18 protein-coding genes and 1 riboswitch are annotated in these 14,978 nt (G+C 41.8%); of the genes, 4 read left to right on the forward strand and 14 right to left on the reverse strand.

Going from position 1 to position 14,978, the window contains the following annotated elements:
* Nucleotides 1–138: 138 nt before the first annotated feature.
* The 6 genes from ACL02P_RS14190 to ACL02P_RS14215 form a co-directional block, all read right to left on the reverse strand.
* Complete coding sequence (locus ACL02P_RS14190) at nt 139–1,608, reverse strand: IS1380-like element ISPaen1 family transposase (protein ID WP_009225442.1); 1,470 nt, start codon at nt 1,606–1,608, stop codon at nt 139–141.
* Between the two features lie 359 nt (nt 1,609–1,967).
* Nucleotides 1,968–3,179, reverse strand: coding sequence for a helix-turn-helix domain-containing protein (locus ACL02P_RS14195; RefSeq protein WP_412837535.1), 1,212 nt, complete (start codon nt 3,177–3,179; stop codon nt 1,968–1,970).
* A 115-nt stretch (nt 3,180–3,294) separates the two neighbouring features.
* Nucleotides 3,295–4,080 (reverse strand): hypothetical protein, encoded by a 786-nt coding sequence (locus ACL02P_RS14200; protein ID WP_412837536.1) that lies wholly within the window; start codon nt 4,078–4,080, stop codon nt 3,295–3,297.
* Between the two features lie 11 nt (nt 4,081–4,091).
* Nucleotides 4,092–4,901, reverse strand: a complete 810-nt coding sequence (locus ACL02P_RS14205) for an SMODS domain-containing nucleotidyltransferase (RefSeq protein ID WP_412837537.1) — start codon at nt 4,899–4,901, stop codon at nt 4,092–4,094.
* A gap of 215 nt (nt 4,902–5,116) precedes the next feature.
* Nucleotides 5,117–5,263 carry a hypothetical protein gene (locus tag ACL02P_RS14210; RefSeq protein WP_412837538.1) on the reverse strand — a complete coding sequence of 49 codons (147 nt, stop codon included), beginning with the start codon at nt 5,261–5,263 and terminating at the stop codon, nt 5,117–5,119.
* 193 nt (nt 5,264–5,456) lie between these two features.
* The gene (locus tag ACL02P_RS14215; RefSeq protein ID WP_412837539.1) at nt 5,457–6,287 is read right to left on the reverse strand and encodes a hypothetical protein; all 831 of its coding nucleotides are present in this window, start codon (nt 6,285–6,287) and stop codon (nt 5,457–5,459) included.
* A gap of 285 nt (nt 6,288–6,572) precedes the next feature.
* On the opposite strand from ACL02P_RS14215, the gene ACL02P_RS14220 reads away from it, so the two are divergent.
* Nucleotides 6,573–6,977, forward strand: coding sequence for a hypothetical protein (locus ACL02P_RS14220; RefSeq protein ID WP_412837540.1), 405 nt, complete (start codon nt 6,573–6,575; stop codon nt 6,975–6,977).
* Between the two features lie 14 nt (nt 6,978–6,991).
* Here ACL02P_RS14220 and ACL02P_RS14225 read toward each other — a convergent pair whose 3' ends face one another.
* The gene (locus ACL02P_RS14225) at nt 6,992–7,198 is read right to left on the reverse strand and encodes a DUF4250 family protein (protein ID WP_412837541.1); all 207 of its coding nucleotides are present in this window, start codon (nt 7,196–7,198) and stop codon (nt 6,992–6,994) included.
* Between the two features lie 147 nt (nt 7,199–7,345).
* Between ACL02P_RS14225 and ACL02P_RS14230 the strand changes: the two genes are divergently transcribed.
* Together ACL02P_RS14230 and ACL02P_RS14235 are read left to right on the forward strand one after the other, a co-directional pair.
* Entirely contained in the window at nt 7,346–7,822 is a 477-nt protein-coding gene (locus tag ACL02P_RS14230; RefSeq protein WP_412838251.1) for a hypothetical protein, read from the forward strand.
* Nucleotides 7,823–7,861: 39 nt separating this feature from the next.
* Nucleotides 7,862–8,029, forward strand: a complete 168-nt coding sequence (locus tag ACL02P_RS14235; RefSeq protein ID WP_412837542.1) for a hypothetical protein — start codon at nt 7,862–7,864, stop codon at nt 8,027–8,029.
* Nucleotides 8,030–8,125: 96 nt separating this feature from the next.
* On the opposite strand, the gene ACL02P_RS14240 is transcribed toward ACL02P_RS14235, so the two are convergent.
* The 3 genes from ACL02P_RS14240 to ACL02P_RS14250 all read right to left on the reverse strand — a co-directional run bounded on the left by ACL02P_RS14240 (nt 8,126) and on the right by ACL02P_RS14250 (nt 12,002).
* Nucleotides 8,126–8,995, reverse strand: a complete 870-nt coding sequence (locus tag ACL02P_RS14240) for a diguanylate cyclase domain-containing protein (RefSeq protein ID WP_412837543.1) — start codon at nt 8,993–8,995, stop codon at nt 8,126–8,128.
* A gap of 439 nt (nt 8,996–9,434) precedes the next feature.
* Nucleotides 9,435–10,772 (reverse strand): glycosyltransferase family 2 protein, encoded by a 1,338-nt coding sequence (locus ACL02P_RS14245; RefSeq protein ID WP_412837544.1) that lies wholly within the window; start codon nt 10,770–10,772, stop codon nt 9,435–9,437.
* A gap of 513 nt (nt 10,773–11,285) precedes the next feature.
* Nucleotides 11,286–12,002 (reverse strand): EAL domain-containing protein, encoded by a 717-nt coding sequence (locus tag ACL02P_RS14250; protein WP_412837545.1) that lies wholly within the window; start codon nt 12,000–12,002, stop codon nt 11,286–11,288.
* 189 nt (nt 12,003–12,191) lie between these two features.
* On the opposite strand from ACL02P_RS14250, the gene ACL02P_RS14255 reads away from it, so the two are divergent.
* Complete coding sequence (locus ACL02P_RS14255) at nt 12,192–12,530, forward strand: helix-turn-helix domain-containing protein (protein WP_412837546.1); 339 nt, start codon at nt 12,192–12,194, stop codon at nt 12,528–12,530.
* Between the two features lie 318 nt (nt 12,531–12,848).
* Here the strand turns inward: ACL02P_RS14255 and ACL02P_RS14260 are convergent, their stop codons facing one another.
* From ACL02P_RS14260 to arsC, 4 genes are all read right to left on the reverse strand, one after another.
* Nucleotides 12,849–13,406 (reverse strand): cupin domain-containing protein, encoded by a 558-nt coding sequence (locus tag ACL02P_RS14260; RefSeq protein WP_028107373.1) that lies wholly within the window; start codon nt 13,404–13,406, stop codon nt 12,849–12,851.
* 231 nt (nt 13,407–13,637) lie between these two features.
* Nucleotides 13,638–13,991, reverse strand: coding sequence for a fluoride efflux transporter CrcB (gene crcB / locus ACL02P_RS14265; RefSeq protein WP_028107374.1), 354 nt, complete (start codon nt 13,989–13,991; stop codon nt 13,638–13,640).
* The gene (gene crcB, locus ACL02P_RS14270) at nt 13,984–14,379 is read right to left on the reverse strand and encodes a fluoride efflux transporter CrcB (RefSeq protein ID WP_028107375.1); all 396 of its coding nucleotides are present in this window, start codon (nt 14,377–14,379) and stop codon (nt 13,984–13,986) included. Before crcB (ACL02P_RS14270) ends, crcB (ACL02P_RS14265) begins: the two co-directional genes overlap by 8 nt.
* Nucleotides 14,380–14,432: 53 nt before the next feature.
* Nucleotides 14,433–14,492: riboswitch (Fluoride riboswitch) on the reverse strand.
* Between the two features lie 61 nt (nt 14,493–14,553).
* Nucleotides 14,554–14,976, reverse strand: coding sequence for an arsenate reductase (thioredoxin) (arsC, locus tag ACL02P_RS14275; RefSeq protein ID WP_028107376.1), 423 nt, complete (start codon nt 14,974–14,976; stop codon nt 14,554–14,556).
* Nucleotides 14,977–14,978 lie beyond the last annotated feature (2 nt).

Consider the following 14,978-nt stretch of genomic DNA (forward strand, 5'->3'; position numbering starts at 1 on the left):
CTGTTTCAATGCGTTTTTGGAGCCGGGCTTTTAAGTCTTCTTACGTTCTGATGTGATCCTGCGTTTTTTTGCACAACCCAAAGAAGACCTGATTTTTACAGGTCGAAATGCCGTTATGGCCAGGGATGAATCGAACCGTTAGGCCGCATGTAGAGTCGGAATGAAGCTTATGGCCAATGCTCTGAGCTTTTGCTGCATCGCATCGACGATTCCAGCGAGCGTCGGATTCGGCGCAAGCCGGATATGCTGGTAGCGACCGGAGCCGACCACATTGCCGGGTACCCGGATCACCGCTCGGCGAATCGTTTGGACTTCGCACCGCTGCAAGGTTTCCGGCATCAGCGTCTGTTTGAACCAGACCATCACGTTGTAGGCAATGGCCTTGATCCAGCTGAACAGCAGGTTGCGGAGCATGGAATGTTGGCTGTTTTGTTCCACCGCATAACCTTCTTTCAATTCATCGATGCGATTCTCGATGTTGGCACGCTTGTTGTACGAGCGAAGCAGCATGAGCGGCTTGAGATCGGTATTGGTGACAATGGCTTGGAAGGAATAGGTCGTGAGAGCCATCGTCAATTGGCCATCGGTTGTACGCTCGGTTTCGTGGGCTTCCCGGTAGATGACACAGCGCCTGGCTTTCTCCCAGTTGGTAAGGAGAATCGGGATGTCGGCAGCAGCCCAACGATCATCCTCGTCTGCGAACGTAATGTGCTCTTCCTTTTCGTTCAGCGTCTCCCAAAAGGCGGGATGCTGCTGCAGATAAGCGATGGCCTTCTTGACGGTCGCTTTCTTCGGGAGCTTGAAGATGTACTGCCAGCCGCGTTCTTCGGCGTACGCCATGACAGCTTCGTCGGCAAAACCGCAGTCGGCCCGGATGCCTTCGACGATCCATTCCGGCGGCAGCATCGCTTCGACTTCTTTAACGAACGAGAGCAAATCCTTCATGCCGTTCATGTTGCCGGGATTCAGTTGCAAGTGGATCAGCTCGCCGCTTCCGGCGATGAAAGCAACCCGGATCTTGTACGAGGGACGTCCGTGGTAACGCGGATTGTAGCCGTTTGTCGCGCCTTCCTGCTCCCCGAACAGCGTGATGACCGTGTCGTCGATGTCGATCCAGACCAGGCGCTTTTCGCCCGTCCGCGCCTTATGTGCCAGCAAATCCCGGTTTAACGCGACAAGCTGAATCAGATGGCTCCAGGTGAGTTTGCCCAGGAAATTGCGAAAGGTGCTTTCGTCAGGAAAACGCTCGATGCCGGTAACGATCTGGTAACCAGGGTCCGACTGCAGGGCATTCATATGTGAAAAACGTGTGTGGCCGAGTAGCGCGCAGTCCAGCAGGTGATCGACGAGCTTTTCGGCCGTGTAGACACAGTTGGCTGTTTGTTCCAGATGAACGTGACTCTCGATAAGGGTGTCCAGACCGATGAGTTCCTTGAACCTGGCAAGGAACTGGAAGTTCCCGGCTTCCGTGACGGTGTTGTTGTCGAATGTGACCGGTCTCAACTTCTTCATGATCTGCTTGATTCGGCGACGCTCCGCAAGAATTTCAATTCGGCGTTCGCGGCGTGATTTTCGTTCTGGCGCATGGTTCGTTGCTTGTGGTACCATGTTGCTAGGGACACTTCCTCTCGTTGGTTATTCGTGGTGGTTTAACCTTTGACAAGAGGCTTGCAGTGTCCTGTTTATTTTGCAAAAAAATTGGCAACTTTTTATGACGAAAATGCCTTGTCACAACGTGAATCTCTCAGATTTTGGCTAGGCTACATTCCGAATTCATGTTGAATACTATTACCAGAGTCCAAAGTTATTAACTCAATATTGTTTTTACTTAAAACTTCTTTATATATAATATTAATTTCAGTTTCAGTAAAAAAATTATCCAAGTTATAAATTATCGCTATTTCATTTGCATTTACATTAGACAATACCTATCACCTCATGCATAATCTTTTTCCGTAATTGGTATTTTACTGACCTACCCAATTACCTTCATTATTATAATTAAGCGATCTAGGCCAACCAGCCGCATTCCATAGTGCATCAAAAGTCCCTTGCAAAATTTTTGCAAGTTCATCCAAAGTCTGTGGAAAACCCTCAATAATAACCTCGGGAAGCACAACCTCTTCTTGTTCAATTATTCCAGCATAATCAGGCGGAAAAAAGCGGTTTGAAACCGCAAATTGGAATCCCATCACATTAATTAAAGAAATCCATATAACTATTGGCGGTGTTATGCCAACGGCTTTTTGAGCTTCTAAATAGCTAAAAATTCTTTCGATTAATTTCTTTTCTATTGTTACTGAAGGAATTACCTTTTTTCCATCTTCCCTAGGTTTAAGCATACCAGTATCTACTGATTCAACAATTCCATTTCGATACATCTGAACATACGAATACGTTATCTGCGAAACAGGACTTTTAGCAAATGTCATAATTCCTTCAAGATTATATTTGTAATCCCACCCTGAAGAATATAAAGGTGCTAATTTTGTAACTTGTTCCTTCAATTCAGCAGGTGAAATTTGCTGGATTCCAAAGGCACTATAAGGAATTAAGATAGTTAAAAGGAAATGAGAATTGTTTTCAAGCTTAGTTAGTGATTGATTAATTTTTATTTTACTGATTCGATCTAAAAAGAAATTTCTTATTCGTTCAGATAATAGAGAGTTTGCGAGTATAGTGGAGCGAATTTCAGTAATATCCATGGGGTGTTTACCAGCAGAATTTCTAGTATAAAACCTTTGGTTTCCTTCCAATGTAACCATGTGTGGTGCATTCAGACTTTTGGGAATACGAATTAGCAATACATGATTCCCATTTGATAATGGAATAGCTTTCATCTGCAATCCAAATATTCTTGGCTGTACAGAAGTTCTAATAAGATTCTCATACTTACGGATCAATTCATCTATATTCTCGATATTGACCCCTGGCATTGCTGAAGGCTTGCCCGTATTTTTTCCATCAATTCTCTCTTCTGAGATACCATATAGCAATTCACCTCCACCTGAATTTGCAAATGAGGTGATGTCGTAAAGAAACTCTTTTTTTTCGGAAGAAGAATCTCCTGGTAATTGCTCTTTGTAGTCTAATACCCTACTTTCATAAACGGGTGTTGATACCAAAATCTGAAGATCTGCTTCAGTAATTTGATCAAGTGATTTATGCAATAAAGACATTTTTTCACCTCATTGTTCAATGTAAAATCATACATTTGTAATCGATTTCATTTTTTTCCTTTTCTTAAACAGTAGAAAATCTCTTAATATCCTCTTTTCAGAACACATGTGGCCCTTAACTAATTGCACCTATATTTCTTTTGATATTTTCCCACTCTGACGTTAACTTTTTGTTCATTTCATTAAAAATTTTTTCAGATAGGAGAACTCCTAAAGCCCCCTTCAAAACCTCATATTTTACACATAGATCTAATATTTGACTTTCTAATACCTTTACATTTCCATCAAAAGAATTAGAAAAATAATTCAGGAATACGTTTCTAAATCTTTCAAATAGAGATTTCGATTCAATATAAAGCATAAATATCCTTACTCCATGTGTTATAAGAGTAGTCCCTAATAAAGTTTGCGATACCACAGCTATTGTTTCCAAAGGTGTCTTTCGATTCAGCAATAATAAGAACCAAATAATGACATACATTAGAATTTTAATTGATTCGCTATACAACATTTTTTTTGAGATACTCGAAGTAAAAAAAGTATTTTCGAATACGTTCATTCCAAGACGGTATATAGAGGGAGGAAGTTCATTATTGTAATACCTGTTAGTAAATTCATCATCCAATGAAACGCCTAATCCATTCGAAAGCAAATGTGTTGTCCTCTTGTTTTCAGCTTTTCGCAATAAGTAAAGCTCGTTAGTATTACTTGCTAAAAAATAGAGTATTGTTACTATGACATATAAAATGTTAATCATTTCTTTAACAGGACCGAGCTTATTCAAATAAAGAACTATTAATGAAATACAGATAGACATCCACATTAGAAAATTACTTATTCTGTCAACTTTTTGAGGAAGTTTATAATAAGTAGAAACTGTATCAACCCTTTGTTCATTCATGATTAATTCTCCTAAAACTCTGGTAGTATCTTTTTTATTTCTGTAACTGCATAATCAACTAGTCCAGCATTTTCAAAATTAATAACATTTTTCATTATTTGTTTCGCACGATCAATTTTTTGCTTGTGAGACTGAGGAGCAAATACTTCAAATCCATCCATACTATATGGCAAATTAGTTATGGCCGTACAAAAGTAATCCTTAATATTTTGATCAAAAAGATAATATTGCTGTACAATCCACCTCTCCAATTCATATGAAGAAAAGATATATCCATTTTGAGCATTCCAATACTTCATTAAACGTACAAGCGGCTTTATCAAGCTATGATTATTTTTATTCTTTTCCGTTAATTCTGCGTTGAATTGATTAGGATAGGTAAGCATCCATTCTGAATATGATTTTGCAGGAGCAGGAATTTGATATCCTTGGGAAAATACACTTCCTAATGTAGCTGGAACGAGCTCGAATTTAATATGATTCAATTCAAGAACAACGGTCGGATAGTCTCGATAAATCTCAGAACGATGATAATAATAATTAACAAATTGTTTAAGGTAATTTAAAAATGTTTTGGGCTTATATTGGTTTGGATTATTAAAAATTATCATATAGTCTATGTCAGAATTAGAATCCGCTTTACGAGGTAAAATCGTTCCCCTTGTATACGAACCAAAAGGAAAATGATTTATTACTTCTCTACCATAATAACTTGAAACACGCTCCTGAAGCGTTTTAAGGGATCGTGTTATGTTTTCTTTTTCCTCTTCTTTTAGTACCAATTTACTTGCCAATGAAATTAGGTAGGATTGAACACTCACGATTCATTTCTCCTTTCAATCTCTTCCTATAGACAAATTATACCTATAATCTTGTCGATAACACAGCGAATAATTTATCGAATTATGTCGAGAGTACTTAAAGCAATTTATACTCATAAATTAACTATTCCGAAAAGGTATCTTTTCGGAAATGTTCACGAATCAAAAATGCCCCATAATCCTCAATCATGGGATTACGGGGCATTCCTTCGCTATTATCCACCCAGTCTTCTTAATGCGATGATCCGCAACGCTTTTTTTGCCAATCGAAACACTTCTGGCTCTTGTGCGGGTCTAAGAACTTTCTTTGACGTATTTCCTTTCTTGCCTTTATAGCTTTTAAAAATTTCTTCCCGACTCATGCGAACACCACGTTTTCTTAGGGATATTGCCATACACCCCAATTAGCACAAAAATTCTTGCAAGCCGACCACTTATTAGTCGCGTATCGGTCAGCGACAGACTAACAAACCGACCATTTATCAGCCGCATGTCGGTCAGCGACAAACTTACCTTACCATCATTATAACAATTTCAATGGATGCCGCGGCATAATCAGGGGTTGTCCATGGTTCGAGAACGCAATAATTTCTGAACCAGCGGGAATAGCAATTCATGTGCAGATGAGACGAGCTTCCTTGTTAATGTATCATAATCGCCTTGTCTCATTTGGCGATAAATCACTTCTATGCACGCCAGTATACCATGAGCAACATTATCGTCTATTAGCCTCGGGCCACTGACATTTTGCATAGCCGACCGCAACCTGGATGATTGATTCAAATAGGTACTGTCGATAATATCCGCTTCGCATAACACGCGGATAAGTTCCAGCAACCTTTTTTCGTGCTGATTTTCATACCGCTCCAGCAACGCCTCCACATATTCTCCTAAAACATGATCGTCCCAATGGGGACACAGCTCTTCAAAGAACAATGCCGCCAAAGTACGAAAATGATGCGGTACATCTACCCTTGTTGACGCTTGGATGACTTGAAACTCAGCGAATGATTGAGGTTCAAATAACGAAGACTTGACTTTGCCTATTTGATTATTCATCATCTTCCCATCAATCGTAGGCACAGGCGGGTAACCCCACAAAACATCGCCGCCCTTATCCAATTCAAAATGTTCAATACGGCAATTCACCCCGAACAGGGAAAACAGCCTGAGAAAAAAGACGGTCAGGTCTTCTGCAATCAGGAAATTTTTGTTTTGATCTTCACTGCAAATTGTTCCCGTTATCACGACTGTATTGTCCCGTTCCCCAACTGAACATTTGACATTACGGACGTAACGACTATGAACAGTATCAATCGGCCGAAAATCAGAGACAAGATTTATGCCCGAGATAATCAGCTTAAATTTGGTTTGAACCCTGTCCACGCAAAGCCCCTTACCTTTCCTTATAAATGTGTATGTGGTTGAAATAAGGTTTCCAATCATTCTATAATGTTGTCAGATACTTTTCTGTTCATCGGGTGTATAATTAATGATAACGCTTTTACATGGATCAAAACACAAATTTTATGAAAAGAGCACCTCCGCTCGACAGAGTCGGTCAGGTGCTTTCGCTTTTTGATAATGTCATTTATTTTTTACAACTTTCCGTAACGATAATACAACAGAAATAAATAGGTGGTTATTATGCGATTTTCGAGGATTTACAATATGAATCAGCTGGCAACTTTTTTTGGAGTTAGCTCAACAACGATCAATAACTGGTTCGATACAGGACGATTTCTCGAAATTAAAAAAGTAAATCAGGATTTCCTCATTTCTGATCATTCGATTTGGATATCTCCAACGGGAGAAAAAGTCCCTGTTCTAGATATCGTGGAACGCTACATGCAAAATTATGCCAACCCTACAGCCACAATGTCTGATGACGAATACAAACGAATACGTACCGAAGAGATCATTAAAACCATCACCTACTTTGAATCACGCTATGGCGGAACATTTCAACAAGTAGCCAAACAAAAGGGCGATCCATATTCGTCGGGCGACTGGCAATGGGTACGGGAAGGAAAAGAGTGGCATGCCCTCCTCCTGGAACTAGGACACTTTGGATAAACTCAAAAGACAGTCTATGCTCCAACGCAATGCACAAATTGATTTATATTTGGCACAAAAATATATCCGTGTTGCTTTAGTTCCCTTTTTATGTCGTCCACATCCAAGAACATGTCCTCTGCCAGTTCCTCCAAAGAATCGAAACCGCCTTGTCGCAACTGTGAATTGATGAATTGAACTCTTCTTTCAACAGAAAACCGAAAAAACTGGTGGCCGTACACCAACGCCCCTCCTTCTATCTGAGATTTTTTCTTTCTTTTTATTTTAAAGAGGGGCATACATTTGAATACTCCGTTTTGGTTCGATGATGTCCGAGCTTTATCACACTAAATTAATGAAATCATGCTGGAGGACAGAAAGGTGATTTGATGGGAAAAGACCACTTTGAGAAAGATTCAGACAAGAAAAGAGGGGTTATCCCTGAATTAAAGGCGGAGGACATACAAAGCAATTGGGAATCCATAATGGATCAAGTCCAAAAACTCTATCCAATTATCATAGAACGAAAAAAGCAAAATGAATCTCGCACCTTTTTGTTAAATGAAAAACTGGTGCAACAATTGCTTCAGAGCTATTCATTTACAATTGTGGCATTTCCTGAAGAAGATGGTTCAATCACGGTCGGTGTGGACGAACTTGAACTATACGCAAACGGCAAAAATAAAGAAACGGCGGTCGAAAATCTAATAGAGGACATATTGGAATACGCAATAGATTTTTTTGGTTATCCTGAGCGTTATCTTAAGGCTCCGAACCGCCGTCATCATTTTCCTTATCTGTTAAAGGTGTTGATGTGCAAAAATAGCGATCAGATTAAGCAAATGCTCATGGGAGATGCAAAGTAACACCGCGAACGTCTGAGAAAAAACCTGGGAGAGGATAGTATGTGCAACGGCAAGGAAGAAAAAAACAACATTGCAAAACCAATCGGCTATAAAAAACCTGATTTCTCAAAAATGTCCAAAGAAGACCGCTTGCAGTTGATCCGTGAACAAACAAACCGTATTTGTGACCGAAACGATGAAGCTTTAAGGAGACTGAGCAAAAATTGAACATTGAAAAAGCAAGGATAATATTCGCCTAGCTTTTTTGCATAGCTTGCTTATCGGAAAAGATGCCCCCGTTTTTATAATGTTTAACAACAAATCTCAAGGCTTTTTCCCAAACTTGTTGTCATACATGTTTCGATCCGCTTCCTCGAATAATCGCTCCATGTTTCCTTTGGACGAGCGGGAAAAAGCGTAGCCATAGGACATCTTCATCGGCCAATCCCTTACATTGTATCCATGTATGGCTTCATCCATTTTTTCCACCAGCTTTTCCACTTCCGATAATTCCATTTCGATGACCAGGATAGCAAACTCGTCGCCGCCAATTCTTGAAACAAGCACTTTTTCCGATTGAAAATTCATCAGTATTTTGGCGGCTTCCATAATAAGCCGATCCCCTTCCCTGTGTCCAAAACGATCATTCACCGTTTTTAGCTCGTCCAAGTCGCATAGGATGATCGCCATAGGAACGTCTACTTCCTCGTCGTATCGTTTCATCATCCTCTCAAAAAAATTCCTGCTAAAAGCCCCCGTCAAAGCATCATGCGAGATCCGATACTCCAGATCTTTCTGGAGCCGAATCCAAGCGTCGATGTTTCGGAGAATGCCATGAATTGCAACGAGCTCACCCTTCTCATAAACAGGCGTGGCCAGTTCTTCAAACCACCGTTCTCGTCCATCTTCATCCAGCCAACATTGAATGATGGGTTTGTCATAGTCAAAATCACCGCTCCATTTTTTCTGGATCATGTCACGGAAATCAGGGTGCAAACGGCGGTAAATGAGTTCAGGTTGCTCATAGCATTGTTTTACTGAGCCTGGACCGAAATACTGTTCCAAAGCCGCGTTGACAAACATCATTTGCGGCTTTGGTTTGAGGCGGCAGTAGTATATGATATCCTTTGACTGCATCACGATCTCTTTAAACTTCGATTTGTCGAAATGATGGTCGGCAGTTTCTTTATCCATTTCCTGAACCTCCTGAATTCTGAAGGGTTGCAAATACCGACCCTTCGTCACATATTGTTTCGAATATCGCACTGTTTTCTTCCAAAGCTCATTCATCTCTTGCTGTAAATCCACTTTCATGAACGGTCCGTTGGATCTGTCACCTTGGCTTTCCTTTCTCACTCTGTCGGTTTTGCTGTTCTCCCGCCATGTCTTCGAGACCGATCACTTTCTCCACGATCAGTATACCACCGCTCAAAAGAAAAAGAGGAGTCCGCAATCACTCCTCTTCGCCTCTTATTCATACTAGTGTTTAATTTACGTCTTCTCAAAAGCTTTGAATGCCGACCGCAGAAAGAAAATCATTCTCGAAAACTTATCTCAAACTCCCATGTTTCGCCTGAAACATAAGGAGTTTGTCTTCAATACGACACCTCGCGGGTGTCGTTGACAGCTTGACTTACTTCCAAACCCTTTTCAACAGTAACACTTCCTGAATATATCCCCAGACAGACACGGGGGAAAGAATCATCTGGTAACATAATACAAAAAGCCAGAAACCCAAGATGTTTTTTCGAATACGTAGGTTAAGTTTTTGGAATACAGATTTCTGAAAGATATACAAAAGAAAGTAACTCAACAATGTCAATGGTAACACCAATATCGTCATTGGTCCGACAATCCAGTAAACACCAAAAAATGCAAGTACCAGACCAGGAATCCAACATAAAGTATACGTGAAATCAAGATACGGCATAATCAGATTGACACCAGTCAAATATTTGACAAATAAAATGGGTTGTTGCCAAGGTTTCGTCACTTTGAGAGCTTCAATCATACCCCGAGCCCAACGCGAACGTTGCTTAATGTAATGTGTTAAAGTTTCGGGGACATCAGTAAACGCGACGGCAAGAGGTTCAAAATAAACTTTCCATCCGTTCCTTAAAAAGCTCCAAGTGAGCACAATATCTTCACCAATTGCGTCTGGCCACCCTCCCACCTCTTTTAGTGCATCTGTCTTGTAGATGCTGTAGGCACCTTGGGCAACCAATGTACCTTGATACAAACCTTGCAAACGCTTGATTGAAGCGATCCCTAAGAAATAGTCCCATTCTTGAATTTTGGTCAACCAATTTTTTCGACTGTTACGCACCAATACAGCTCCTGCGACAGCACAAACGTCATCAGGAGCACTTAATATCCGAGAAACAAGATAACGAACTGCCGACCGATGCAAAAGTGTGTCTGCATCCAGAGTAATCACATAACGAGTGTTTACTTCCTTTAAGCCTGTATTTAACGCATTAAACTTTCCAGGAACTTCTTCCCGAATGATGCGTAAGGAAAGACCTAAACAATCAGCAGTTATTTTTGCCTCTTCAGATGTTCGATCTGTTGAACCATTATCAATAAGAACGACATGAATATCTCCAGCGTGATCTTGATTTTTAATATATTGCAGTGTATTGACAATTTTATTTTCTTCGTTTCGACAAGCAATTAATATAGTAACAGGCTCGTAAGGCCATTCTGTTTTAAATGGAGGCTGTCGATCCAAAATCAGACTGATAACAAGAAAAGCATTCAGATATCCAGGAACATATGCGATTCCCCCAATGATCAATAGAGCTATGGGGAATGTAACCACATCAGCCAAATCATAGAGCCAAGGAAGAGAAACATATACGGATACAACCATCCACAACGCCGCAAATCCATGACTGATTAAAAATTTGGCAACCACTGGCACATAAAAGGTATTTCGTGGAGATAAATTTGGCTGTAACGGTAAATTCACGATAAATCATCCTATAGTCCTATGTTATTATAACTTTAGGTATATGATTACATCTAAATCATCATGTTAACCAAGAGTGAAAAATTAGCAAATGAATTTAGCAAATGAAATTTTCGTTAACAATTAAAAATACAAAAGGGCAGGTTTACCTGCCCTAAGACTGTCGACAGGAACTTTGTCAACAGTCTGACCGCCAACATTGACTGTATCATATCCCTATAGAAGCAACTTTTTTATTCGTTCGACCTCATCCAATCTTACGTCTATCATTTGGCTTATTTTCAGCATATAAGGGTGAGTTAAACAATTGACATATTGACTCGCACCTTCCAAATCACATCCCCCTAAGCAACCATAAAGTCGGGATAGATACATTATACATTCAAAATGAATATCAACGCTAGCGATGCCAAAATTAACAGGTAATGAACTTTCGATCCAACATATCTCGTCATTCCTTAGTTTCGGCACTTCCCCGTTTTATTTGCCTTTTTTAAGCGAGAACTTTTTTCATCAAAAAATTCCGCCGAGCGGCATGGGCTTACCCAATAGGTTTCCTTGCCCCATATGAACACCGAGTGCTTTCGCTATCGCTAAATCGGTTGCCTCTTCAATCCCTTTCAAAATCAATTTCATGTTCTTTCGTTCACAAAGATCCAATACCATCCGAACCTCATTTTGCTTTTGATCTGAAGTGGACAAACCCACAGTATAGGATCGATCCAATTTCACAAAATCTGGGACAATTTCAGATACAAGTTTCATTAATGTTTTCCCATTGCCGAAATGATCAAGTGAAATACCGTACCCTTTATCCTTCAACAACTGTACTGCGTTTCGGAGCAATCCTATGTCTAATCCTTTTTCTGCTCCGTTTATTTCAAATACAATGTTTTGAATAGAAAAGCATACGCTCTTGAGTTTTTCCAGGAAATCAGGAAATGAATGATGTACCAAGGTATAAGGAAACACATTCACAAACAATCGGATGTTCCGAAAATTTGCCGATGCAAGAGCATGATAAATCGAGGAACAGTCCAAGTCATACAATTTGTTTTGTTCTATAGCTAACCGAAAAAGTGATTCGGAGGTTGGAGTACACTCGCAACGCAACAACACTTCATACCCGAATACGTGCCAATTTTCCAAAGCATATATCGGTTGAAATACATGATGAAACCATCTTTTATGAATCATATCCTCCATTAACCATTCGTTCCTGCCTGACATGATAAGTCCCCTGCCCACTTGCCGCCTACGATTTTAAGCTTCTGAGCAAATACCGCGGATTTTGGTTTCAGTATTTTTTGTTTGGCTCAGTAAACAATACTTATAGTATATCATTTGTTATTTTGAATATCTATCGTCTCTTGGGGAAGCTTAAAGAATAAAGCTAAAGTTACCTGAGAGGTGGTAAAAATGAGCGATTTGCCAATGGTTATTGGAGAGCGGATACGGAATTTCCGCAAAGAAAAGGGATTGAGTCAGGAAGAATTGGCAGATATAGCCAATCTCCATGCTACATACATTGGACAATTGGAAAGAGGCGAGAAAAATGCTACGCTGGAAAGCATCGAAAAGGTGGCGAACGCTCTGGAAATTTCATTAGAAGACCTCTTTCGGTCGATCCAGCCTAAACCAAACTCTCAAGAATTCACAATTTCTCAAATCGTTACCCGCCTGCAAACACGAAGCATCGAAGATCAAAAAACGTTTCTAAAGTTGTTGGATATATTGCTGGAATGGAAAGATCAATAATCACCGACATCGTTATGATAAAGCAGTCATTGAGGCGGAGATTATCATTCCTCCTCAAACGAATGGATAAATGTCATGTTCCACAGCAAATTCCCAAGCCATCTTGTCCCAACACCGAATGCCACATGAGACACACCACCAATATCAAACTTATCCCCGCATAAGCCATCCCGAACCCCTAAATGTTGCAGGCGGCACCCCTCGTTTGAAAGCAAAAACCGCAGAACACCCCTGACGAAGGGCTCTGCGGCCACTTTTTTCCCATAATTACTTGAAAACCTGACATAACTTTGGTTTCCAACGAAACTGCCAAATCAGTCACCGATAAGCGGCCATGGCCTCGGCTTTCGTCCTGTGAACCGTGCCAAACGGATGCTCGGGCGGAGCATAAATGGAATACAGCTTCAAGGGAACATGCCCCGTATTGGTCACATTATGCCACGTCCCAGCTGGAATCATGATCGCGTCATCTTCGGACACTCTTCTTTCAAAATCCAGACGGTCTTTTCGTTCCCCCATTCGCACAAGTCCCTGTCCTTGTTCAATACGGATAAACTGGTCAACATCAGGATGAACTTCTAATCCGATATCTCCTCCTACCTCGATGCTCATCAAAGTCACTTGCAAATGTTTTCCTGTCCATAATGCGGTTCGGTAATTTTTATTTTGCTTGGCGGCCCTCTCAATATCGACAACGAACGGTTTTCCGCCATAATCTTTCAATTCGACTGGAGGGTACCCGTCGTTCCTTACATGTTGTAGCATACCGTAAGTATACGGGTGCCAGTTCCGCCAGTCATGATGAGGGGGCCAGTAACAGGGCATGGGATAGAACCACTGTGTGCTGTAATACTGGTGGGCGTAATAAGGATTCAATCCCGTGTTCACTCTCCTTCGATTGGAATTAACGGAATCTGCGACTATTTTATGCAATTGCCCAGTAAGGCGTGACAAGGGCACATCCATGGGCAAACGGAAGCATCGCGAGGAGGAGAAACCCACAAAAAACGGTGGCCATTCGTCGCCATGAAACCTGAACAGCTTAGACCTTTCCCACCTGTCGGACCAACTCCGCCAAATGGTCTCCATTTTTCATGTGTCAATAAGTCACATTCCCACACCAAATCCCAGCCATGCTGCTCCGATGCCGAGAAGGTACGTCATCCCCATGTACAGAAGGCTTGTTTTCCCTTCGCCCCACCGAAACAGGTTCACGCTCTCCAGCTTGAACGTGGAGAACGTCGTAAACGCCCCCATGAATCCCGTTCCCAGAAAAAATGCTATCTGTTCATTTAATCCACTGCTTGCGATCCATCCGAGCAAAAAGGAACCGATCAGATTCACCAACAGCGTTCCAAGAGGCAACCTGGTCGGCCAACGGGCGGAAACAAATGCAACCATCGCGTAACGAGCCATCGCTCCCAAAAAGCCGCCCGCCGCTATCCAACCGATCTCAGCCATGTCGAACCCTCTCCCTTCTCCTGTCGGCAACCGCCGTTCCCATCCAAACCAGACACAATCCGCCGATCATACTTATCCCTACATACGCAATCCCGCTCCCCCATAGTCCCTGACGGAACAATTGGACGGTTTCCACACTGAACGTCGAAAACGTGGTAAAGGAGCCGATCAAACCCGTGCTGATGCTGGTGCGAACACGAGGTGAAATGCGGTTTTTGTCCATGACCCATTGGAAAAACCATCCCAGGGCGAAACAACCGACCAGATTGACCGCCAACGTGCCAACGGGAAACGAGGTTTGCGGAACCAATTGTTGAACCCACAATCCTAAAACATACCGAAGCAAAGTGCCGATGATCCCCGCAATTCCGACCAAAAAATATGACATGCTGATTCCTCCCGAAATGCTGGATAAAAAAACAGACCCCTACCCATACACTCGTATCGGTAGGAGTCATCAGCCGTCAGGCGGTTATGGCGAACTCCATCGCCTATTTCGCGTTGACACTATCATATTCCCTATTTCATCGAAAATCAATCCCAACAGCCTGTATTCTGGTATCTATTCTCCCGTGTCGCGAAACCGCTTGATTCGTTCGCCAATCTCGTCCCGCACGCGGCGGAATACCGCCAGTTTTTCTTCCTCCGTCCCCGTTGCCTTGGCAGGATCGTCAAAGCCCCAATGCCAGCGTGTCACGTGCGGAGGTGTCATCGGGCATCGGTCGTTGGCATCGCCACAGAGCGTAATCACATAATCCGCTTTGTTTAACAGCTCGGGATCGATCACATCGGATGTCTGATTGGAGATGTCGATGCCCACCTCCCGCATGACCCGAACGGCATACGGATTGAGACCGTGAGCTTCTATTCCTGCACTGTACACGTCAAAACGGTCACCAAGATATTTTTTCCCGAACCCTTCCGCCATTTGACTGCGGCAGGAATTGCCTGTGCAAAGGAAATAGATGATCGGTTTCTCCGCCATTT

This window comes from Paenibacillus sp. MB22_1 (assembly GCF_047200555.1).
In the GTDB taxonomy this organism is placed as follows: Bacteria; Bacillota; Bacilli; order Paenibacillales; family Paenibacillaceae; genus Fontibacillus; species Fontibacillus phoenicis.